General features: G+C 66.4%; 18 protein-coding genes. 5 read left to right on the top strand and 13 right to left on the bottom strand.

The annotated features are described in order from the left end of the window. Positions 1-42 precede the first annotated feature (42 nt). Positions 43-828 (top strand): helix-turn-helix transcriptional regulator, encoded by a 786-nt coding sequence (locus tag LCF40_RS10585; RefSeq protein WP_224828448.1) that lies wholly within the window; start codon positions 43-45, stop codon positions 826-828. A 140-nt stretch (positions 829-968) separates the two neighbouring features. Here the strand turns inward: LCF40_RS10585 and LCF40_RS10580 are convergent, their stop codons facing one another. The 7 genes from LCF40_RS10580 to LCF40_RS10550 all read right to left on the bottom strand — a co-directional run bounded on the left by LCF40_RS10580 (position 969) and on the right by LCF40_RS10550 (position 7,405). After that, on the bottom strand, positions 969-1,961 hold the full coding sequence (locus tag LCF40_RS10580; RefSeq protein ID WP_114576082.1) for a hypothetical protein: 993 nt from the start codon (positions 1,959-1,961) through the stop codon (positions 969-971). A 294-nt stretch (positions 1,962-2,255) separates the two neighbouring features. Then, complete coding sequence (locus LCF40_RS10575; RefSeq protein WP_224828447.1) at positions 2,256-2,969, bottom strand: hypothetical protein; 714 nt, start codon at positions 2,967-2,969, stop codon at positions 2,256-2,258. Positions 2,970-3,040: 71 nt separating this feature from the next. Continuing rightward, complete coding sequence (locus LCF40_RS10570) at positions 3,041-3,922, bottom strand: hypothetical protein (protein ID WP_224828446.1); 882 nt, start codon at positions 3,920-3,922, stop codon at positions 3,041-3,043. A 39-nt stretch (positions 3,923-3,961) separates the two neighbouring features. Continuing rightward, complete coding sequence (locus tag LCF40_RS10565) at positions 3,962-4,435, bottom strand: hypothetical protein (protein WP_114576085.1); 474 nt, start codon at positions 4,433-4,435, stop codon at positions 3,962-3,964. A gap of 3 nt (positions 4,436-4,438) precedes the next feature. Further along, complete coding sequence (locus tag LCF40_RS10560) at positions 4,439-4,885, bottom strand: DUF4870 domain-containing protein (protein ID WP_224828445.1); 447 nt, start codon at positions 4,883-4,885, stop codon at positions 4,439-4,441. A gap of 233 nt (positions 4,886-5,118) precedes the next feature. Further along, the gene (locus LCF40_RS10555) at positions 5,119-6,003 is read right to left on the bottom strand and encodes a fumarylacetoacetate hydrolase family protein (RefSeq protein ID WP_224828444.1); all 885 of its coding nucleotides are present in this window, start codon (positions 6,001-6,003) and stop codon (positions 5,119-5,121) included. 46 nt (positions 6,004-6,049) lie between these two features. Continuing rightward, positions 6,050-7,405, bottom strand: coding sequence for an amidohydrolase family protein (locus LCF40_RS10550; RefSeq protein ID WP_224828443.1), 1,356 nt, complete (start codon positions 7,403-7,405; stop codon positions 6,050-6,052). A 104-nt stretch (positions 7,406-7,509) separates the two neighbouring features. Here LCF40_RS10550 and LCF40_RS10545 point away from each other — a divergent pair, with 104 nt between their 5' ends. Continuing rightward, on the top strand, positions 7,510-8,124 hold the full coding sequence (locus LCF40_RS10545; protein WP_224828442.1) for a TetR/AcrR family transcriptional regulator: 615 nt from the start codon (positions 7,510-7,512) through the stop codon (positions 8,122-8,124). Between the two features lie 10 nt (positions 8,125-8,134). On the opposite strand, the gene LCF40_RS10540 is transcribed toward LCF40_RS10545, so the two are convergent. Beyond that, positions 8,135-9,343: a CaiB/BaiF CoA transferase family protein gene (locus LCF40_RS10540; RefSeq protein ID WP_224828441.1), complete on the bottom strand. Its 1,209-nt coding sequence runs from the start codon at positions 9,341-9,343 to the stop codon at positions 8,135-8,137. A gap of 246 nt (positions 9,344-9,589) precedes the next feature. Here LCF40_RS10540 and LCF40_RS10535 point away from each other — a divergent pair, with 246 nt between their 5' ends. Both LCF40_RS10535 and LCF40_RS10530 read left to right on the top strand, forming a co-directional pair. Continuing rightward, positions 9,590-10,282 (top strand): hypothetical protein, encoded by a 693-nt coding sequence (locus tag LCF40_RS10535; RefSeq protein WP_224828440.1) that lies wholly within the window; start codon positions 9,590-9,592, stop codon positions 10,280-10,282. A gap of 70 nt (positions 10,283-10,352) precedes the next feature. After that, positions 10,353-10,796 carry a halocyanin domain-containing protein gene (locus LCF40_RS10530; RefSeq protein ID WP_224828439.1) on the top strand — a complete coding sequence of 148 codons (444 nt, stop codon included), beginning with the start codon at positions 10,353-10,355 and terminating at the stop codon, positions 10,794-10,796. Between the two features lie 84 nt (positions 10,797-10,880). Here LCF40_RS10530 and LCF40_RS10525 read toward each other — a convergent pair whose 3' ends face one another. From LCF40_RS10525 to pdhA, 5 genes are read right to left on the bottom strand one after another with little or no spacing between them, the layout of a single operon-like run. Next, entirely contained in the window at positions 10,881-11,723 is an 843-nt protein-coding gene (locus LCF40_RS10525) for a sugar nucleotide-binding protein (RefSeq protein ID WP_224828438.1), read from the bottom strand. Positions 11,724-11,761: 38 nt separating this feature from the next. Continuing rightward, complete coding sequence (gene lpdA, locus LCF40_RS10520) at positions 11,762-13,237, bottom strand: dihydrolipoyl dehydrogenase (RefSeq protein ID WP_224828437.1); 1,476 nt, start codon at positions 13,235-13,237, stop codon at positions 11,762-11,764. Between the two features lie 57 nt (positions 13,238-13,294). Continuing rightward, positions 13,295-14,872: a 2-oxo acid dehydrogenase subunit E2 gene (locus tag LCF40_RS10515; RefSeq protein ID WP_224828436.1), complete on the bottom strand. Its 1,578-nt coding sequence runs from the start codon at positions 14,870-14,872 to the stop codon at positions 13,295-13,297. After that, the gene (locus LCF40_RS10510; RefSeq protein ID WP_224828435.1) at positions 14,872-15,861 is read right to left on the bottom strand and encodes an alpha-ketoacid dehydrogenase subunit beta; all 990 of its coding nucleotides are present in this window, start codon (positions 15,859-15,861) and stop codon (positions 14,872-14,874) included. The genes LCF40_RS10515 and LCF40_RS10510 overlap by 1 nt, the downstream gene beginning before the upstream one ends. Before the next feature lies 1 nt (position 15,862). Next, positions 15,863-16,972: a pyruvate dehydrogenase (acetyl-transferring) E1 component subunit alpha gene (gene pdhA / locus LCF40_RS10505; RefSeq protein ID WP_224828434.1), complete on the bottom strand. Its 1,110-nt coding sequence runs from the start codon at positions 16,970-16,972 to the stop codon at positions 15,863-15,865. Positions 16,973-17,407: 435 nt separating this feature from the next. On the opposite strand from pdhA, the gene LCF40_RS10500 reads away from it, so the two are divergent. After that, the gene (locus tag LCF40_RS10500) at positions 17,408-17,827 is read left to right on the top strand and encodes a hypothetical protein (RefSeq protein ID WP_114576096.1); all 420 of its coding nucleotides are present in this window, start codon (positions 17,408-17,410) and stop codon (positions 17,825-17,827) included. The last annotated feature ends 184 nt before the right edge of the window (positions 17,828-18,011 follow it).

The following is an 18,011-nucleotide window of genomic DNA, read 5'->3' as shown; positions in this document are numbered from 1 at the left end:
GTCAGTGAACCGTTATACCGGCGCTCCTCGAACCACGCGAGCATGGCCGGAGATCGACGGGCGGACGCGATGGACCGCCTCCGGTACGCCCCGATCCTCGAGGCGTGCCGGAATGCCCCGCGGACGAGACGGGAACTCGCCGAGGCGACCGACGTCTCGCGCACGACGGTCTACCGGATGACGGTCGCTCTCGCCGACCAGGAGTACGTAGAGCGGACCGCGGACGGCTACCGGACGACCACACGGGGCGAGGCCTTCGGCCGGCTGGCGGAAACCTTTCTCGAGGGCATCGAGGCGATCGACCGCCTTGACCCGCTGTTCGAGGTCATCTCCCACCCCGACCTGCTCGACCACGCCCACACGCTGACCGATCCGACGGTGACGACCGTCGACGCGACCGACCCCTACCGCGTCGCCGACCGCGCGATCGAACGCTTCGAGGCCGCCCACGACCCCCGCGGCGTCGTCTCGAGCGCGAGTCCGACGGGACTGCTCGAGGACGCCCGGGAGATCGTCGACACCAAAGACCGCATCGAGTGGCTGTTCGCCGAGCGCGCGCTTGCGGCCCACGACGCCGTCGGCGGCGAGGCGTTCCTCGACGCGCTCGAGGCGCCCCACCTCTCGATCGGAGTCGTCCCCGACGAGGCCGTCCCCTTTACGTTCTCGGTCGACCGCGACGACGTCTCGGTGTCGGGCCACGACCCGACCAGCGGCCTGCCGACGGTGATCGTCGAGTCCGACTCGCCGGCGGCGTGGGCGTGGCTCGACGGCCGGTTCCGATCGCTTCAGAAACGGGCGACGCCGCTGAACGCGTGGCTCGGGCGATAGCTCCGGGGTCGAGGGTCGGATCTCCTGGTGGCCCCGACGTGGTCCGGCCGGAGCGAATCGATGTCCATGTGAACTGTAGTCACAGGTTGCGTATCAGAACTATCGATCTCGAATAGTCCGGCCGAACGGTGCCGAACTCCTCATGTTGGTTTTTCGTCGCGGGGTAATTCATTACCCGGGACGTCACCAGGTGATGGGTCATCGGATGCTTCGGCTTCCGCGTTGGCCACGAGTTCGTTGAACTTCTGCGAACGAGTCGCGATGAAGTCCATCGTGTCGCTGTCCGGTGTCAGCTCTCGGGATTCGACGAGGAACGTCGTAATCACGACCGTCTTGACCCAGGGGCGGAGCACGCCGAGGTAGACCGTCAGCGCAATTCCACCGACGACGACCCAGCCGAGGATCTCATACGTCGGCGAGAGGCCACCGAAGACGGCCGCCAACGGGGTCAAGCCTAACAAAACGCCGAACGCAACCGCATACATTCCGAGGACGATGATGAGCGTCGACGCTAACACCGGCTTCCAGGTCTTGCCGTAGAGCACTACCCCGTCGCGAGCGGCCCGCCAGTTGTTCTGGTCCTCGTTGAGGAAGACGTGTGCGAGGATTGCCTCGTCGATGTAGGAAGCGGCGAGTGCGATCCCTCGGCGAAGCACCGCAAGAATGTTGCCGAGCGTCGGGACGAAACTCAGGAGATTCGACAGCGAGATCACCGTATTGTTGAACTGCCTGATGACCGATTTCACCAGCTGATCGACGACGAACAGTGCGCTCGCCCCCGCGAAGTTCTCCTTTACTTTGCTCGTCCCGAACGCGATCTGATTCGATGGAGTCTCACCCGTGTCGACGATATGGGCGATGACGGCGATGTGGCCCGCGGCAACCAGATACAGGACGTATCGCCTTGCGAGTCGCATCACACCGAGGAAGATAAGCGTCGCAATGAACAGCCCGATCCCGGCGATCGGTCCAGAGAGGGTCCCCGCGTCCAGCAGCGTAAGTACTAGCCACCCAATGACCCCGAAGTAGAGGACCGTCAGGAGACCGAACAGCCCTCCGACGGCGAGTCGTAGTGCGACGAACGGCAACGTCCGAAAGAAGACGCCGGTCGCTTTGATGAAGTGTAGTTTCATTGGTGTTCTAAGTCGTCACTCACCGTGGCGGCCCACGTCTCGCTGCGACCAAGACTGCCAGTCACATGCGCGATTCCAACAGGACCCATCTCCCGAATCCCTCTTTGCTGATCGGCTCGGGTTGTACGGTCGCTGGCCGCTCCGATCATCCTTGATGCTCCGCGCTCTGTGAGTCCCCAATCGGGTGTCTCCACGCCAATTGGATCCGCGGTTGTTCTTTCTTCGGCCCGTTCGTCGGTCGGTTCTCCGTTGGTTTCGGTGTCTTCCGTTCTCATTGGTCCGTCTCAGTGGGTGTTATTCGCTTCCGCTATACTCGACCAGCTCCATTTCGAGAAGCGTCTCACCCGTCTCGTCGTCATAGTACGCGACGTATGCCGGAAACGCGAGCTCGGGTGCGAGACAGCTCTCGTGGACGACCGTGTCGTTGATCTCCGTTACGGCCACGTAACACTCCGTTCCGACGTAGGAGGCAGTATCCTCGACTGCGTACCGCAGGCTGCCCTCCTCAGTGCCGAAGCGCCACTCGTACCCGACGTACACGCCTTCGTTGGCCGCGACGTGGGGCGAGTACAATCCCGAGCCGATGAAGATCGCAGCCGGAGTCGTCATCAGCTGCGAGAAGATCTCGTCCTCGGTTCCGGTCACCGTCCGGGCGAACTCTTCACCCTCTTCGTATGTCAGCTCGGTTTCGACGGTCAGACGGTCGTCACCGGCGTCTTCGACGGTCCAGAGAAAGACGCCAGCCCCGTCTTCCTCGCTCTCGACACGGTACTCGTAGTGTTCGCCGGCTCCGAACTCGTACAGTCGCCACTCGTCGTCGTTGGTTTCGGGTGGATCGTCGGGAATCTCGATATCGATACCAACCCGTTCGCCGAGTTCGTCACCCGCGCGATCCGTGGCTTCGGCTTTGACCCGATCGGTAATGGCCTCCGTGCTGAGACAGCCACTCAGGCTCAGAGTAACGCACCCAACGAGAGCGCCCACGATCGATCGGCGGTGCACTCCCATCGGACGTGCTCGAGACCCTTCGGATGTGCCACCCGAGTTGGATGGTTCAGACGTCATGGTGAACTCCCTCGTCATCGCGACTCGTAGTTGGCGAGTTCGACCTCGAGCTCGAGGTCGCCGTCCTCGGTGTAGGTCGCGACGTAGGGGGCGATCCCGCCGTCGGCGCCGCGGAGGCAGCTCTGCTGGGAGAGTTCGCCGTCGACGGTCGTCTCGACGAAGTAGCAGTCGACGCCCGCGTAGGAGCGTTCCTCGACTACTTCGGTGACCTGGGTCTGGCCGTCGACCGTGGTCTGCTTGCGGTTGCCGACCGAGGGGTCCGTAAAGCCCATCTCGAAGTAGTAGAGCAGGGAAGCGCTCTGGAGGGCGAGCACGGGCGCGTGGGCCTGGGTGAGGAACAGCTGGCCCATCACTTCGTCGGCGGGCCCGGTCGTCGTCGACTGGTACTGTTCGGTACCGAACTCGTAGTCGATGCTCGTCGTAACCTCCTCGTTGCCCGCGTCCTCGATGTCGTAGACCAGCCGGCCGGTGACCTGTTCACCCGTCTCCTCGTCCATTCCGGCGAGATCGAACGCATAGTGGCCGGGAGCGCTCAGGTTGAACCACTCGCCGTCCGCGCCGTCGCCGACCATCGAGTCGAGGCCGACGTCGCCGTCGCTATCGTCGGCGCCCGCTCCCGACGAGCCATCGCCCGCGTCGTCGCTATCCCCGGCACCGTCCGAACTGGCGCCGTCGTCCGCCGCATCGTCGCCGCTGTTCCCGTCGCTCTCGCCGTCGTCGGCGGAGTCTGCCTCCGCGACGCCGTCGTCCTCGCCGCCGAGGTCGCCGAGCCCGCCCATCCCGGTACACCCGGCGAGGGCGACCGAGAGGACGACCGCCACCACCACGAGGGTGTGGGCAGTGAGCCGAATGTTCAAGAGGCGATCCAGTCCGGTTCGTCCGCGTGGTTCGTGCATGATGTATCGTCCGTGTCGTTTTCGGGTTCCGGTCCGTTTTCAGTCCGTCTCGAGGGCGAACGACTCGGCGACCCGCGTCGCGAGTTCGTCGAGGTCGTCCTCGTCGTTCCAGTCCACCCCGAGGACGTAGCCGGTCCCCTCCGCGAGCGCGAAGAGGTAGGTGAGCCGCCAGCGTTCGCCGTCCGAGCGGTAGGCGTACTCGACCACGCTCGCCGTTCGTCCGCCCTCGAGGGCGACGTCCCGGCGGTCGAGGGCCTCGAGGGATCCGATGTGGTCGTCGGCCTCGAGGGCGTCGAGGAAGGCCGCGACGTATGCCGTCAGCGTGCAGTCGACGCCGTCGTCGACGGTGACGGTCGCGCCGGCCGATCCCCGCGGGTCGTCGAACGACGCCCCGCCCGCCGGCTCGGCCTCGACGCGCCAGTCGGCGGGGTACACGAGCCGGTAGCCGTACTCGTCGTCGACGTAGGTCTCGACCCTTGCCGTCGGTTTCTCCCCCCGGTTCGTGGGAACCACCGCTCAGACCAGTTTGTCGGCGATCCCCGCGGCCACCGGTAGTCGGGTGGTCTCGCCCCGGTAGGCGTTGACCATGAGGTAGACCCAGAGCGCGAACCCGCCGACGATGAGCGCCAGCCAGACCAGTCCGAGGACCAGCGAGACGATGCTGCCGACGAGGAACGTGCTCGTGCTCGCGAACAGCACCGTCGAAATGACGGTTCCGACGATGCTGAGAGCGACGTACGCCAGGAAGAGCAGGCCGGTAACGACCATGCTCTGGGCGGCGTGAAACCGCACGAACCGGTTCTCCTTTTCGATCAGGAAGAAGATCAGTCCTGTGACGAACCCGAACAGATACGAGAGCGCCCCCGCGACGTTCTCGTCCAGCCCCGATCCGGTTTCGGTCGGCTCCGTTGGTTCCGCCGCAGTCTCCGCCTCGATATCCACGTCTGATGTCTTGCTTGCCATTTGTTGTCTCGGTGAGGATAGCCGTCCCGTGGCGGTTCCTCTCCTACCAGTCAACAGGGGTGATAGTCAGATATATTAATTGGGTGGGATTGTCTCACGAGGTGGGATCGTCTCGGGGGGTGAAACACCCGTCGAGGCCCGCCGCGTCTGCCACGGGAGGGGGTTCGGCTCCGGTCCCGGAGGCGGGAGGGAGTCGACCCGTATCCGAGCGGTTCCGCCCGTCTCCCGGCCGACTACCCGTACCGACAGGAATTGGTCAACTCGCCGACGTCCTCGACCCCCACCGTCACGCTGTCGCCGTCCTCCAGGAGCACGGGCGGCTCCCGGTAGACGCCGACGCCGGGGGGCGTTCCCGTAAAGAGCAGGTCCCCCGGTCGGAGGGTAAACGCCCGACTGCAGAAGGCGACGAGGTCGTCGATCCCGAAGATCAGCTGGTCGGTCGTCGATTCCTGGAGGCGCTCGCCGTTCACCTCGGTCCAGATCTCGAGGTCGTGGGGGTCCTCAATCTCGTCGGTCGTCACGAGGTCGGGGCCGATCGGCGCGAACGTATCGAGGCTCTTGCCCCGAACCCACTGGCCGTCGCCGTGCTGGAGGTCCCGCGCGGAGACGTCGTTGCCGACGGTGAAGCCGGCGACGTACTCCATGGCCTCCTCGGGATCGACCCGGCGGGCTTCCCGGCCAATGACGGCGACGAGTTCGGCCTCGTAATCGACCTTCTCGGTGAGCTCGGGGTCCCACGCGATCGAACTTTCGGGCCCCGTCACGCACGTCGGGAACTTCGAGAAGAGGACGGGTTCCTCGGGGATCGGGTTGTCGCCCTCCTCGGCGTGGTCCCGGTAGTTGAGCCCGACGCAGACGATCTTCCCGGGGTCGGTAACGGGGGCGGCCCGTTCGACCGCTTCGTGGTCGTGGAGGCCGATCCCTGTCTCGGCGGCGTACTCGACGGCCAACTCGGCCTTTCGCTGCCACTCCCAGCCGGCGAGCAGGTCAGTCGTTCCCGGGCCAATCTCGATTCCGGCGCTCTCGCCGGCTTCCGGGAGCGAGACGACGCCGTCGTCGGTCGAGACGCCACACCACTGTCGGTCCGCGTCTTCCGTTCGGTATTGTCCGAGTCTCATGGGTGGATACGTGGATGGGTGTCGTGGTAGGTACTTTGGTCCGTACTCAGAGATCGATCCCGGCTTCGTCCATCAGGCGCCGGCCCGACTCGACGAACCGGTCGAACTCCCCCTCGACTTTGGGGTTCAGGAGTTTGCCGTCGCGTTTGACCGCCTCGCCGTCTACGAGCACCGTCTCGATGTGGGAGGGATCGGACTGGAAGACGACGGTCTGGATCGGCGAGTGCGAGGGTGCCGTCATGAAGTCGTGGGCTCGTACCGTGATCAGATCGGCGCGTTTGCCCGGCGTGAGCGTCCCGATATCATCCTCTAACCCCAGGGCCTTCGCGCCCTCGATCGTCGCCATCTCGAGGGTGTCCCGCGCGGTGATCCCGACCTTGGTGACCTCCTCGTGACCCTTCAGAATCGCCTGGTTCTCGAACATTCGCTGGACCTGGAGCCCGATCCGCATCTGGGAAGTCACGTCGCCGCTGACGTCCGAACAGACGTCGACGCCCCAGGCCGGCCGGCCGCCGGCTTCGAGAACCTTCCCGGTGACCGGAATGCCGTGGCCCATCTGCATCTCGACCTCGGGGGTCGAGGAGAAGGAGACTCCCTGGGAGACGGCGTGGTCTACGTCCTCCTGGGAGAAGTGGTTCCCGTGGGCGACGTTGACGTCGGAATCGAGCATGTCCTCGAGACAGCCAAAGCCCTGGTAGTCGTCGCCGTAAACCGACGAGGGCCAACACGCCGCACCCATGTGGACCGTCGCGGGGACGCCGAGGTCGCGGGCCAGTTCCAGATCGCCCCGGGCGATGTCGTCGGTACAGAAATCCGGTCCCCGGAGCCCGAGCGCCAGACCGAGCAGGTCGTCGTCGCGGATCCGTTCCTCGTAGAGGTCACGAACGTTCTCCTCGGGCAGGCCGACGTCGCTCTCGAACCACCACTTGGCGGCGTCGTCGCCCGGCGGGCCGTAGGTGTACACCGCACGCAGTCCGGCGTCCCGGAGCGCGTCGACCGCTCTCTCGCCGTGTTCGAGCGTGTTCGGGTACGACCAGTCCAGGGCCGTCGTCGTCCCCGTATGGAGCTTCTCGAAGGCGCCGAAGAGGCCGCCGAGATACATGTCCTCCGGCCGGTAGAGTCCGGTGACGTTACCGAGCATGTGCTCGAAGTACTCGCCCATGAGCGACCAGTCGCCCGCAATCCCCCGGACCTGGGTCTGTGCGAGGTGAACGTGTGAATCCACGAACCCCGGCAGGACGATCCGGCCCTCGGCGTCGATGACCTCGGCGTTGTCCGTCGAGAGCCCGCGTCCGACCTCGACGATCTCTCCCTCCTCGATCAGGACGTCCCCCTCCTCGAGTTGGCCGATCTCCGGATCGAGGGAGACGACGGTTCCGTTCTTCACGATCGTTCGTGTCATGGGCGGTACGGTAATCTGACCGCGAGGGTAAAACTTTACCGCCCGGTAAGGGACGCGATGGATCGGAACGTTCGTGTTATGTGGGTCTCTCTACGAGAGTCGGTATGAGCGACCCCGGCGAGACGGTCTCGGCGAAGGACACCGAGGACGTGATCATGGAGGCGACCTTCCGCGCGCTGAGCGAGCACGGCTATACGGACTTCCGGATGCGCGACATCGGCGAGGAGATGGATCTCACGAGACAGGTCATCCACTACCACTTCGACGGCAAGCACGACCTGATGTCTTCGTTTCTCGAGTACGTCATCGACCAGTACGAGGGAAGCGTCGAGGTCGAGGAGGACGCCGACCCGAGGACGGAACTCGACGCCCGGATCGACCAGTGTCTGTTCGGCCCGGAGTTCGAGGAGTTCGGCCACTGGGACCGGATGAAGGTCTACCACGAACTCTACACCTACGCCCAGAACGACGACGACCACCGGGCGCTGTTCGACGACCACTACGACCGGATCCGGGGCAGCGTTGTCGAGGTCGTCGAGCGGGGAATAGAAGAGGGGGAGTTCCGCGCCGTCGACGCCGAACTGATGGGCCAACTCCTCACGGACGTCATCCACGCCGCCCGCGGGCGCCGGATCGCGCTGGGCCACGAGGACGCCCCCGAACAGGCCCGCCGGGCCATCGACGAGTTCGTCCTCGACTCGCTGTCCGCCGACGACTGACTGGTGAACTTCACTCCCCGCCGTCGTCCCCGAAAACGCCCGCCTCGGCCAGTTCGTCGATCTCTCCTTCGGAGTAGCCAAGTTCCCGGAACACCTCGCGGTTGTGCTCGCCTAACAGCGGCGGCGGGAGTTCGAAGCCGCTGTCGGCGCCCTCGAACTTCAGCGGGTGTTCGATCACCGGGATCGTCCCGAGTTCGGGATGCTCGAGTTCGGTGATCGTCCCCCGGGCCTCGATCTGGGGATTGTTCAGAGCCTCCTCGACGTCGTAGACCGGCCCGGCCGGAACTCCGGCGTCCTCGGCGATGACCTCGATCCACTCCTCGGTCGTCCGTTCACGGAGGGTCGCCTCCAGCTCGGCTTCGAGTTCCTCGACGTGTTCGACCCGGTCTGCGTTCGTCTCGAAGCGGTCGTCCTCGGGGAGGTCGGGGCGGTCGATGGCCCCACAGAGTTCGGCCCAGAGCTTCTCGTTGAGGACACAGACGTTGAGGTAGCCGTCCGCGGTTTCGTAGGTCTGGTAGGGCGCGAGAACGGGATCTTTCGTCCCCATCCGTCCGGTCTTCTCGCCGGCGAAGGCCATCCCGGCCTGTTTGGTGAGCCAGGGCAGCGTCGCCTCGAGCATCCCGAGATCGACGTACTCGCCCTCGCCGGTGCGCTCGCGGCGGTAGAGCGCGGTCGTCGCGCCGAAGGCGGCCCACATCGCGGTGATCAGGTCCGTCATCGGCAGGCCGACTTTCACCGGCTGGCGCTCGGCCTCGCCGGTGACGCTCATGATCCCGCTCATCCCCTGGATCAGCAGGTCGTACCCCGAGCGTTTGCGCCAGGGACCCGTCTGGCCGAACGCCGATATGGCGAGGTAGATCACGTCCTCGTTGTGCTCGGCGATCGTGTCGTAATCGACCTCCAGACGTTCTGCGGTGCCCGGCCGGAAGTTCTGGACGAAAACATCGGTTTCCTCGACCAACTCGTACAGCGCCTCCCGTGCCCGGGGCTCCTTCAGGTCGAGTTCGAGGCTCTTCTTCCCGTAGTTCAGCGTCCAGTAGTACGGCGATTCGCCCTCGACGAAGGGCGGTCCGGAGTGGCGGATGGCGTCGCCGTAGCCGGGTTGTTCGACCTTGAGGACCTCCGCGCCCTGGTTGGCGAGCATCGCCGAGCAGAAGCCACCGGTGACGAACGTCGAGAGATCCAGAACGGTCACGCCCTCGAGTATCCGTCTGCTCATGGCCCCTCTCCGGCGTCGCCGAGTCGCCGCATGCGTTCGAATGTCATGATTCCCGCCGGGCCGCCCACGGTACGATGGATGGAACCGTACCGCACGCTCCTGTAGGGAGTCGGAGTACCGACTGGTAAACCTGTCGACGATGGTTCCGGCCGCGGGCCGATCCCCCTGACGGACCGCCACGAGCGGGAGTCCGCGACCGATCCACTCCGTCCGCGGGTTTTATACGATCGGGTGGCCAGACGCCCCGTGACTCCCGCGGACGACGGTTCGCTGGTCGCGCTCAGTGACCTCGGCACGGCCGCCTACTGCCCCCGAAAGTACTACTACCGGGATCGGGAGGACGACCGCGAACCGCCTCCCGAGGTGGGCGACCGGCGGTCGCTCGCCGTCCGGTATTCGGACCTGCTGGCGGCCGACGACGCCGACCTCGCGGCCGAACCGGTCGCGGTCGATCCCCCGGCGTACCGCCGGACCCTCGAGGCCACCCGGAACCGGCTCGAGGAGAGCGGTCGGTGGGAGGCGATCCGCGACCCCGCGGCGCGGGACGTCTACGTCGCGGGCAAGGACTGCCACGGGATCGTCCACAAGGTGCTCGAGGAGCCCCTCGAGCCCTCGATAGTCTCGGTCGGGGAGCCACCCGAACAGGGTGTCTGGCACGCCCAGTCGGTCCACGCCGTCGCGGCGGCGAAGGCCCTGGCCTGGGACCGCCAGCAACGGATCGAGACCGCCTGCGTAGAGTACCCTCGCTACGGCGTGATCCGTCGGATCACGCTCTCGACCCGCCGGAAGGCCGAGTACCGCCAGACGCTCTCGACCGTCCGCGGGATGGAGGGGTTGCCCGAGCGGACCACCAACCGCTCGAAGTGCGAGCACTACGAGTACGCCGACGAGTGTGGCGTCCGCACCCGGACGGTGCGGTCGCTGCTCGGTCTCGGCTGACCGGCCCCGGCGGGTCGGGTACGCCGGGCGGGCTCGAAACCGTGATGGCGCCGGCCCCGAAAACGGGGATATGCGATCGACCTCGCGACGCCCCCTCCTCGTCGCCTGCGCGTTCGCGCTCGCGGGCTGTCTCGGCGAGGACGACCCCTACGCCGACGAGGAGATGGTCGAGAACGAACCCGACTACGGCGGCTGGCTCGGAAACGCCGACCATCCCGGGACGGTCGACCGGACCGGGGAGGGAGAGACGGGCGTCGAGGTCGGTGCCGGCAGGGACGGCCTCGCCTTTTTCCCGACAGCGATCCGGGTCGACCGGGGAACGACCGTCGTCTGGGAGTGGACCGGGGCGGGCGGCCGCCACAACGTCGTCGAACGCGAGGGCACCTTCGAGAGCGACCAGACCGGGGAGGCGGGTCACACGTTCGAACACAAGTTCGAGGCGGAGGGTAGGTACGCCTACATCTGTACGCCTCACGAACGCCAGGGGATGAAAGGCGCCGTCGACGTCGTCTGATACGGTCGGTGACAACGATGTACCGGTCGATCGAAGTGCCGTGTTTCGACCGGCGGTGCAATGACCTGTAACCGATCGTCCGAATCAGGGCCTCGACCGTTCGAGAGCCTCCGAAACCGGTCCCGGGTCGGCTCCAAGGACCGACTCGAGCCGGCCCGAGACGAGCGACGTATCGCGCGGGTAGTCGGACTCGGGAGGAACCGATTCCGGGACGACCCGTCCTGCGGGCTCGTCGAGCGCGTCCATCGCCGCCCGATGGAACTCGTGGATGCTCGTTCTGGGGGCGGCGGCGTGAACGACGCCAGTCACCTCGTGGCGGGTGAGGTCGGTGACGATTTCGGCCGCGTCGCCGATCGAGATCGGGCTCTTGTAGGCGTCCTCGAAGTACGCGACCGTCTCGCCGTCACGGATCCGCTCACGCGTAGCCGCGAGTCGAGGATCGAGCGTTCCCCCGGAGAAGCCATAGAGGTAACTCGGCCGGACGATACAGTGGTCGGGACAGTGATCTTCGAGGACCCGTTCGAACGCCCGGACGCGCCGTCCGTACTCGCTCGCCGGAGACGGATCGCTACCCTCGTCGTACGGGCCGTCAGCACCGTCGAAAACGGCGTCCGTCGAGACGTAGACGACCCGCCGGTCGCGACAGGCGTCCACGAACCGATCGAGAGATCGGTCGAAGAGCCCCCGATTCCGGCCGTCCCCCCGCTCGACGGTCGCTACGAAGATGACCCGTTCGATCCCCTCCGTGTCGAGTATCGTCCCGAGATCGTCGTTCCAGAAGTCGTACCCGACCGTCTCGACCCCGGATATCGGGACCTTCCCTTCGTGAACGGTGCCGACCACGTCAGTGTCGGCGTCCCGGAGCTGACGGGTCACTTCGGACCCCAGGAAACCGCTCGTACCGACGACGAGCGTTCGTTCCGGCATTATCGGAGAAACTGCCAGCGGAGTGAAAACGGTTACCGTCAGCGATTCAGCGTGTGGATCGCCTGACCCAGCGCGTTCTCGGCGGCCTCCATCGTCGCCTCGGCGAGGGTGGGATGGGTGTGGACCGTCGACGCGACGTCCTCTAGGGTCGCGCCGAGTTCGATCGCGAGGCCGAGTTCGGCGATCAGCTCGGAGGCCTCGGGGCCGACGATCGCCGCACCGAGCAGGTAGCCCTCGTCGTCGGCGACGATCCGGACGAAGCCGTCGGTCTCGCCGACCGTCAGCGCCCGGCCGCTTGCCCGGAACGGGAATTTTCCTATCAGAGGGTCGTAGCCTGCATCCTCGGCTTTGGCCTCGGTGAGGCCGACGGTCGCGATCTCGGGGTCGGTGAAGACGGCCGCGGGCATCGCCTGATAGTCGATCGCCTCTGGCTCCCCGGCCGCGACTTCGGCGGCGACCTTCCCTTCGGCACTGCCCTTGTGGGCGAGCATCGGCTCGCCGGCGACGTCGCCGACGGCGAGGATCCCATCGACCTCCGTCCGGGCGCGGTCGTCGGTCGGGATAAAGCCCCGCTCGTCGGTCTCGATTCCGGCGTTTTCGAGGTCGAGCGTGTCCGTGACCGGCGCACGCCCGACCGCGACGAGGACGTGGTCGGCTTCGAACGCGAGTTCGTCCTCGGCGTCGGATTCGTCCGCTGTCTCCGCCGGGCCACCCCCATCGGCGGCCGCCTGGCCCGCGGGCTCGGTGTGGATCCGGATTCCGTCCTTCGCGTCCTCCCACTCCGTCGCGGTCCGTTCGAAGTGAAAGTCGATCCCGAGGTCCTCGGCACGCGATTTCACCGGACGGACGAGGTCGCGTTCGTAGCCCGGCATGATCCCCGCGAGCATCTCGACGACCGTCACATCGGTCCCGAGTTTCGCGAAGACGCCCGCGAGTTCCATCCCGATGTAGCCCGCGCCGACGACGACCAGCGAGTCGGGGACTGAATCGAGCGCGAGCGCCTGCCGCGAGTCGAGGACGGGCTCGTCGTCGAACGCGAAGTTCGGGATTTCGACCGGTCGGGAGCCCGTCGCGACGATGGCGTGTTCGAAGGACACCGACTCCGAGCCCTGGCCGTCGCCGTCGTGAGAGACCCGGACCGTTCCCTCGTCGGCGAACCGGGCAGTGCCCTCCATCAGATCGACGCCGTTTGCTTTGCAGAGCTTCTCGACGCCGCCCGTCAGCTGATCGACGACCCCGTCCTTCCAGTTGACCATCCCCGAGAGGTCTATCGCGGGGTCGGCGTGGATCCCCATCTCCTCGGCGTGGCCCGCCTCGTAGGCGAGGTCGCTCGCCGTGATGAGCGCCTTCGAGGGGATGCAGCCGTGATTGAGGCAGGTGCCGCCGTAGGCCTCCCGCTCGACCAGGGTCACGTCCAGATCAAGCTGTCCGGCCCGTATCGCGGCCGTATACCCCGCGGGCCCGCCGCCGATCACCAACACGTCCGTTCCGGTTGTGACGTCTCCGACGACCATTGGTTCCTTCCTCGCCCGCCGACCGTATAAAATCGCAGGAATTGCCGCGAGTTTCCCCTACTCCAGCAGGAGCAGGTCTGGGTTCTCTAGATACCGCATGACCTCGTTGGTAAAGCGCGCGCCGGTCGCGCCGTCGATCAGCCGGTGGTCGAACGACAGCGACAGGGTCATCACCGACCGTGGTTCGATCGTCTCCTCGCCGTCCTCACCTTCGACCACGCGGGGCTTGCGTTTGATCTCGCCCATCGCGAGGATCGCGGCCTCGGGGTAGTTGATGATCGGGGTGGCGTACTCGCCGCCGATGCCGCCGACGTTCGTCACGGTAAAGGTCGACCCCCGGAGTTCGTCGGGGCTGATCGAGCGCTCGCGGGCCCGGGAGACCAGTTCGTTCATCTCCGAGGAGAGCTGGAGCAGTCCCTTCCGGTCTACGTCCTCTATGACTGGAACCATCAGGCCGACGTCGGTCGCCGTCGCCACGCCGACGTTGTAGTAGTGCTTCTCGACGATCTCGTCCGTCTCTTCGTCGATCATCGCGTTCATCTCGGGGAATGCCTCGAGGGCGGCGACGACCGCCTTCATCACGAACGGCATGTAGGTCAGGGAGATGCCCCGCTCCTCGGCGACGGGTTTGAGCCGCTCGCGCGTGGCGACGAGTTCGGTGACGTCGACTGCGTCGTGGTGGGTGACGTGGGGTGCGGAGTACTTCGACTCGACCATCGCCTCCGCGATCCGTTTCCGGACCCCCGAGAACGGCGTGCGGGTCTCGCGGGCGCCCGCCTCGTCACTCGCCGGACCGCCGGCGACGGCCCGGGCGTCGGCCTCCTGGGCCTCCCTCTGGGCCGCAGCGTACTCCTGGACGGCCTCGGGCGTGACGAACGCCTCGCCGTCGCGCCGGTCGCTCGCCGGCACCCGATTCAGATCTACGCCCTCCTCGCGGGCGACCCGGCGGGTCGCCGGCGCCGCGAGGGTGCGGTCGCGGTCGGCACCCTCTCCACCCGCCCTCCCGGCGGCCGTCGTCGGTGCCGTTCCGGCTGCGGGCTCGGTGTCGGCCTCGGCGACCGCGCCCGTCGCCGTCGCTTCGGTCGTCTCCGAACCGCCCTCGTCGGTCGCGGGAGTCGTCTCACGGGCCTCGAAGTCGTCACGGAGGGCGACGTATACGTCGGCCTCCGTCACCCGGCCGCCGGGACCGCTTCCCGCGATCGAGCCGAGGTCTACCCCCTCCTCGCGGGCGCGCCGGCGGAGCCGTGGCGGGACGAACACCCGGTCGTCGGGCGTCTCGGGCTCCCCCTCGGATTTCGATTCGACCCTCGCGGTTTCCTCGCTCTCGTCGTCGGTCGATTCGTCGCGGTGTTCGCCGTTTTCAGTCGTCGGTGCTTCGGTTTCCGCGGCGGACTCGCCCTCGACGTCGAACGTGACGATCACGTCCCCGACGGGGACGACCTCGCCCGGCTCTGCGTGGAGCGTTCGGACGGTGCCGTTTACGGGCGAGGGGACCTCGACGAGGGCCTTGTCGGTCTCGACCTCGGCGACGGGCTGGTCCTCGCTCACGGCGTCGCCTTCCTCGACGAACCAGGAGACCAGTTCGCCCTCCGCGACTCCCTCCCCGACGTCGGGGAGTGTGAACTCCCGGACCATCAGAACTCCACCGCCTCCCTGATGCCCTCCGTGATCCGTGCCGGTTCGGGCAGGTAGTAGTCCTCCAGGCTATACAGCGGGAACGGCGCGTCGAACCCTGCGATGCGCTCGATGGGTGCCTCCTGGTAGAGCAGCGAGTGCTCCTGGAGGGTCGCGACGATTTCGGCCCCAAAGCCGCCCGTCTTGGGCGCCTCGTGGACGATCGCCGCCCGCCCGGTCTTCTCGAAGGACTCCACGATCGTTTCTTCATCGAGCGGCGAGAGCGTCCGGAGATCGACCACCTCGACGTCGATCTCGCCAGCGAGTTCCTCGGCAGCCTCCATCGTCGGCCGGGCCATCGCGCCCCAGGTGTAGACCGAAATATCCGTTCCCTCGCGGCGGACGGCGGCCTCGCCGATCGGCACCTCGTAGGGCTCGGTCGGAACGTCCTCGCGGAACGCCCGGTAGATCAGCTTCGGTTCGAGAAAGATCACCGGATCGGGGCTGCGGATCGCGCTCGCGAGCAGCCCCTTAGCGTCGTGTGGGGTACTCGGGACGACGACGGTGAGCCCGGGCTGGTGGGCGAAGAAGGCCTCGCTCGATTCGGAGTGGTGTTCGGGCGCCCTGATTCCCCCGCCGTAGGGGGCACGAACGACCATCGGACACGTGAATCGCCCGCGCGAGCGCGTTCGCAGGCGTGCAGCGTGGGAGACGATCTGGTCGAATCCGGGGTAGATGAACCCGAGGAACTGGATCTCGGCGACCGGCTTCAGTCCGTAGGCGGCCATCCCGATGGCGGTGCCGACGATTCCGGATTCGGCGAGGGGGGTGTCGATCACCCGGTCGTCGCCGAACTCGGCGTGGAGGCCCTCCGTCGCCCGGAAGACCCCGCCGTTCTCGCCGACGTCCTCGCCCATCACCAGGACGTCCTCGTCGCGCTCTAGCTCGCCGGCGAGGCCGTCGCGGACCGATTCGACTAGCGTGCGTGATTCGGTTTCGGTTTCGCCCATCTTACTCCTCCAGAAGCGCGTCGTCGCCGTGTTTCTCGCGGATCGAGTCGAACCACTCCATCTGGCGCTGGAGCCGTTTGGGCATCCCCTCGTAGACGTGTGCGAAGATCTCCTCGGGTTCGGGCCGTTCGACCTCCTCGGCGGCCTCGATCGCGTCGGCCACCTCGTCCTCGATGCGCTCCCCGATCGTCTCGACGCGGTCGTCGTCCAACATCCCGTTGTCCCGCAGGAACGTCTCGAGACGGGGGATCGGGTCCTTTGCCTTCCACTCCTCGACTTCGTCGTCGTCGCGGTACGCGGAGGGGTCGTCGGCGGTGGTGTGGGCGCCAAAGCGGTACTGGACGGCCTCGATCATCGTCGGCCGGAGTTCGTCCTCGGCGGGATCCTTCGCCTTTCGGATGGCGTCTCGGGTGACGTTGTACACCGCGAGCGGGTCCATCCCGTCGACCTGGACGCCCTCGAAGCCGTAGGCTTCTGCCTTCTGGGCGAGCGTCGCGCTCGCGGTCTGGCGCTCGCGGGGGACCGAGATCGCCCACTGGTTGTTGTTACAGAAGAAGACGGTGGGGGTGTCGAAGACGCCCGCGAAGTTCAGTCCCTCGTGGAAGTCGCCCTCGCTGGTGGCGCCGTCGCCGAAGTAACAGAGAAAGGCCCTCTCCTCGCCTTTCAGCTTCGACGCCCACGCCGCGCCGGTCGCGTGGGGGATCTGGGTCGCGATCGGTACCGCCACCGAGAAGATGTTGACGTCCTCGGGAATGTAGTTGCCCGTCTCGTGGCCCATCCAGTACAGCAGGGTGCGTTTCAGGGAGAGACCGCGCACGAGCGAGGCGCCGTGTTCCCGGTAGCTCGGAAACATCCAGTCGTCGTCGGCGAGGGCGTAGGCACTCCCGATCTGGGCGGCCTCCTGGCCCGACAGCGGCGGGTACGTCCCCATCCGGCCCTGGCGCTGGAGGCTCACGGCCCGCTCGTCGAACCGGCGAGCCAGACGCATGTCCTCGTAGATCTCGAGGAACTCCTCCTCGGAGAGGTCGGGGACTCGAGCCCCCTCGACGACCTCGCCCGACTCGTCTAACACCTGTACGCGCTCTCGGGGATCGGACTGTAGCGTACTCACGGCGAAGCCCTCCGGCACATATCTTCATCTTCTATCGCTCGCGTTAAAGGCATTTCGTAAATAGCTTGCTCTCGGTACGATTCTTGCCAGCAACCGCCGGATACCGACCTATCGACCACCGAAACCGCCGGTCGGTACCCGATCCGCAGAATACGGGCCGGGGGTCGAACGGTCCACCGTCCCGGCCAGGCTACCGATCCCTCGAACGGGTCCCGTTTCGGGCCGTCCCACATCCGACGCGAGATGCTGGCGACCGATTCCGGGACCCGGTTCGCGAGCGGTGGAACCACCCTCCGGAACCTCCCTGATCCTATATAGGGATACTGGGGGCTCGAGGGCGCTCATAGCCGAATTATATACGTTTAAGCGCCCGTTCGGGGACGTTGACGTGTGTCGACCCGCTTTCCGGGCGGAACCCGACCGACGACCCTACCCATGTCACGAACCGACGACCCGGCCACGATGGAGGAGGAGTCGATCCACGCGGCGTACGTTCTCGACGTCCGCATCGTCGAAACCCGTTCCCGGGACGGCCCCAGCTACCGGTTCGAGGCGCCGGGCCACGAGGGACTCGAGTTCGACGATCCCGACCTCGCCGAGCTGTACGTGGACGTCTACTTCGACGTCAACGGCTTCGAGGAGGCCGGCACCGGCGAACGGGGCGTCCCGCCGGAGATCATCCAGGCCGGACGGGACACCCTCGCGGCGTACTTCCTGACTCAGCCCTTCACCGACGAGAACTGGGTCGCTTCCTTCTACGGCGTGAAGACGGCCCAGGTCGACCGGTACGTCTCCTGGGTCCGCCAACGCGCCGAGGAGATCCGGAACGGAGCGAGAGAGCGGGGGATGGAGTGACTCGCAGCCGGATCCGGCGCACGAAACGGCTACGGCGACGAAACCGGCGATAGTCACGTCGACCGGGTTTTCCGTTCACCGATCCCGGCAGTTCTCGGACCTGTTATCGGGAGTCCCCCGCGGAGTACGTCCCGAACGGACCGCTATATATCGGTCCCGATACCCACCGATGGGTCGGATTCGT

Source organism: Saliphagus infecundisoli (assembly GCF_020177375.1).
Taxonomy (GTDB): Archaea; Halobacteriota; Halobacteria; order Halobacteriales; family Natrialbaceae; genus Saliphagus; species Saliphagus infecundisoli.
This window is presented reverse-complemented; position numbering and strand designations above follow the sequence as displayed.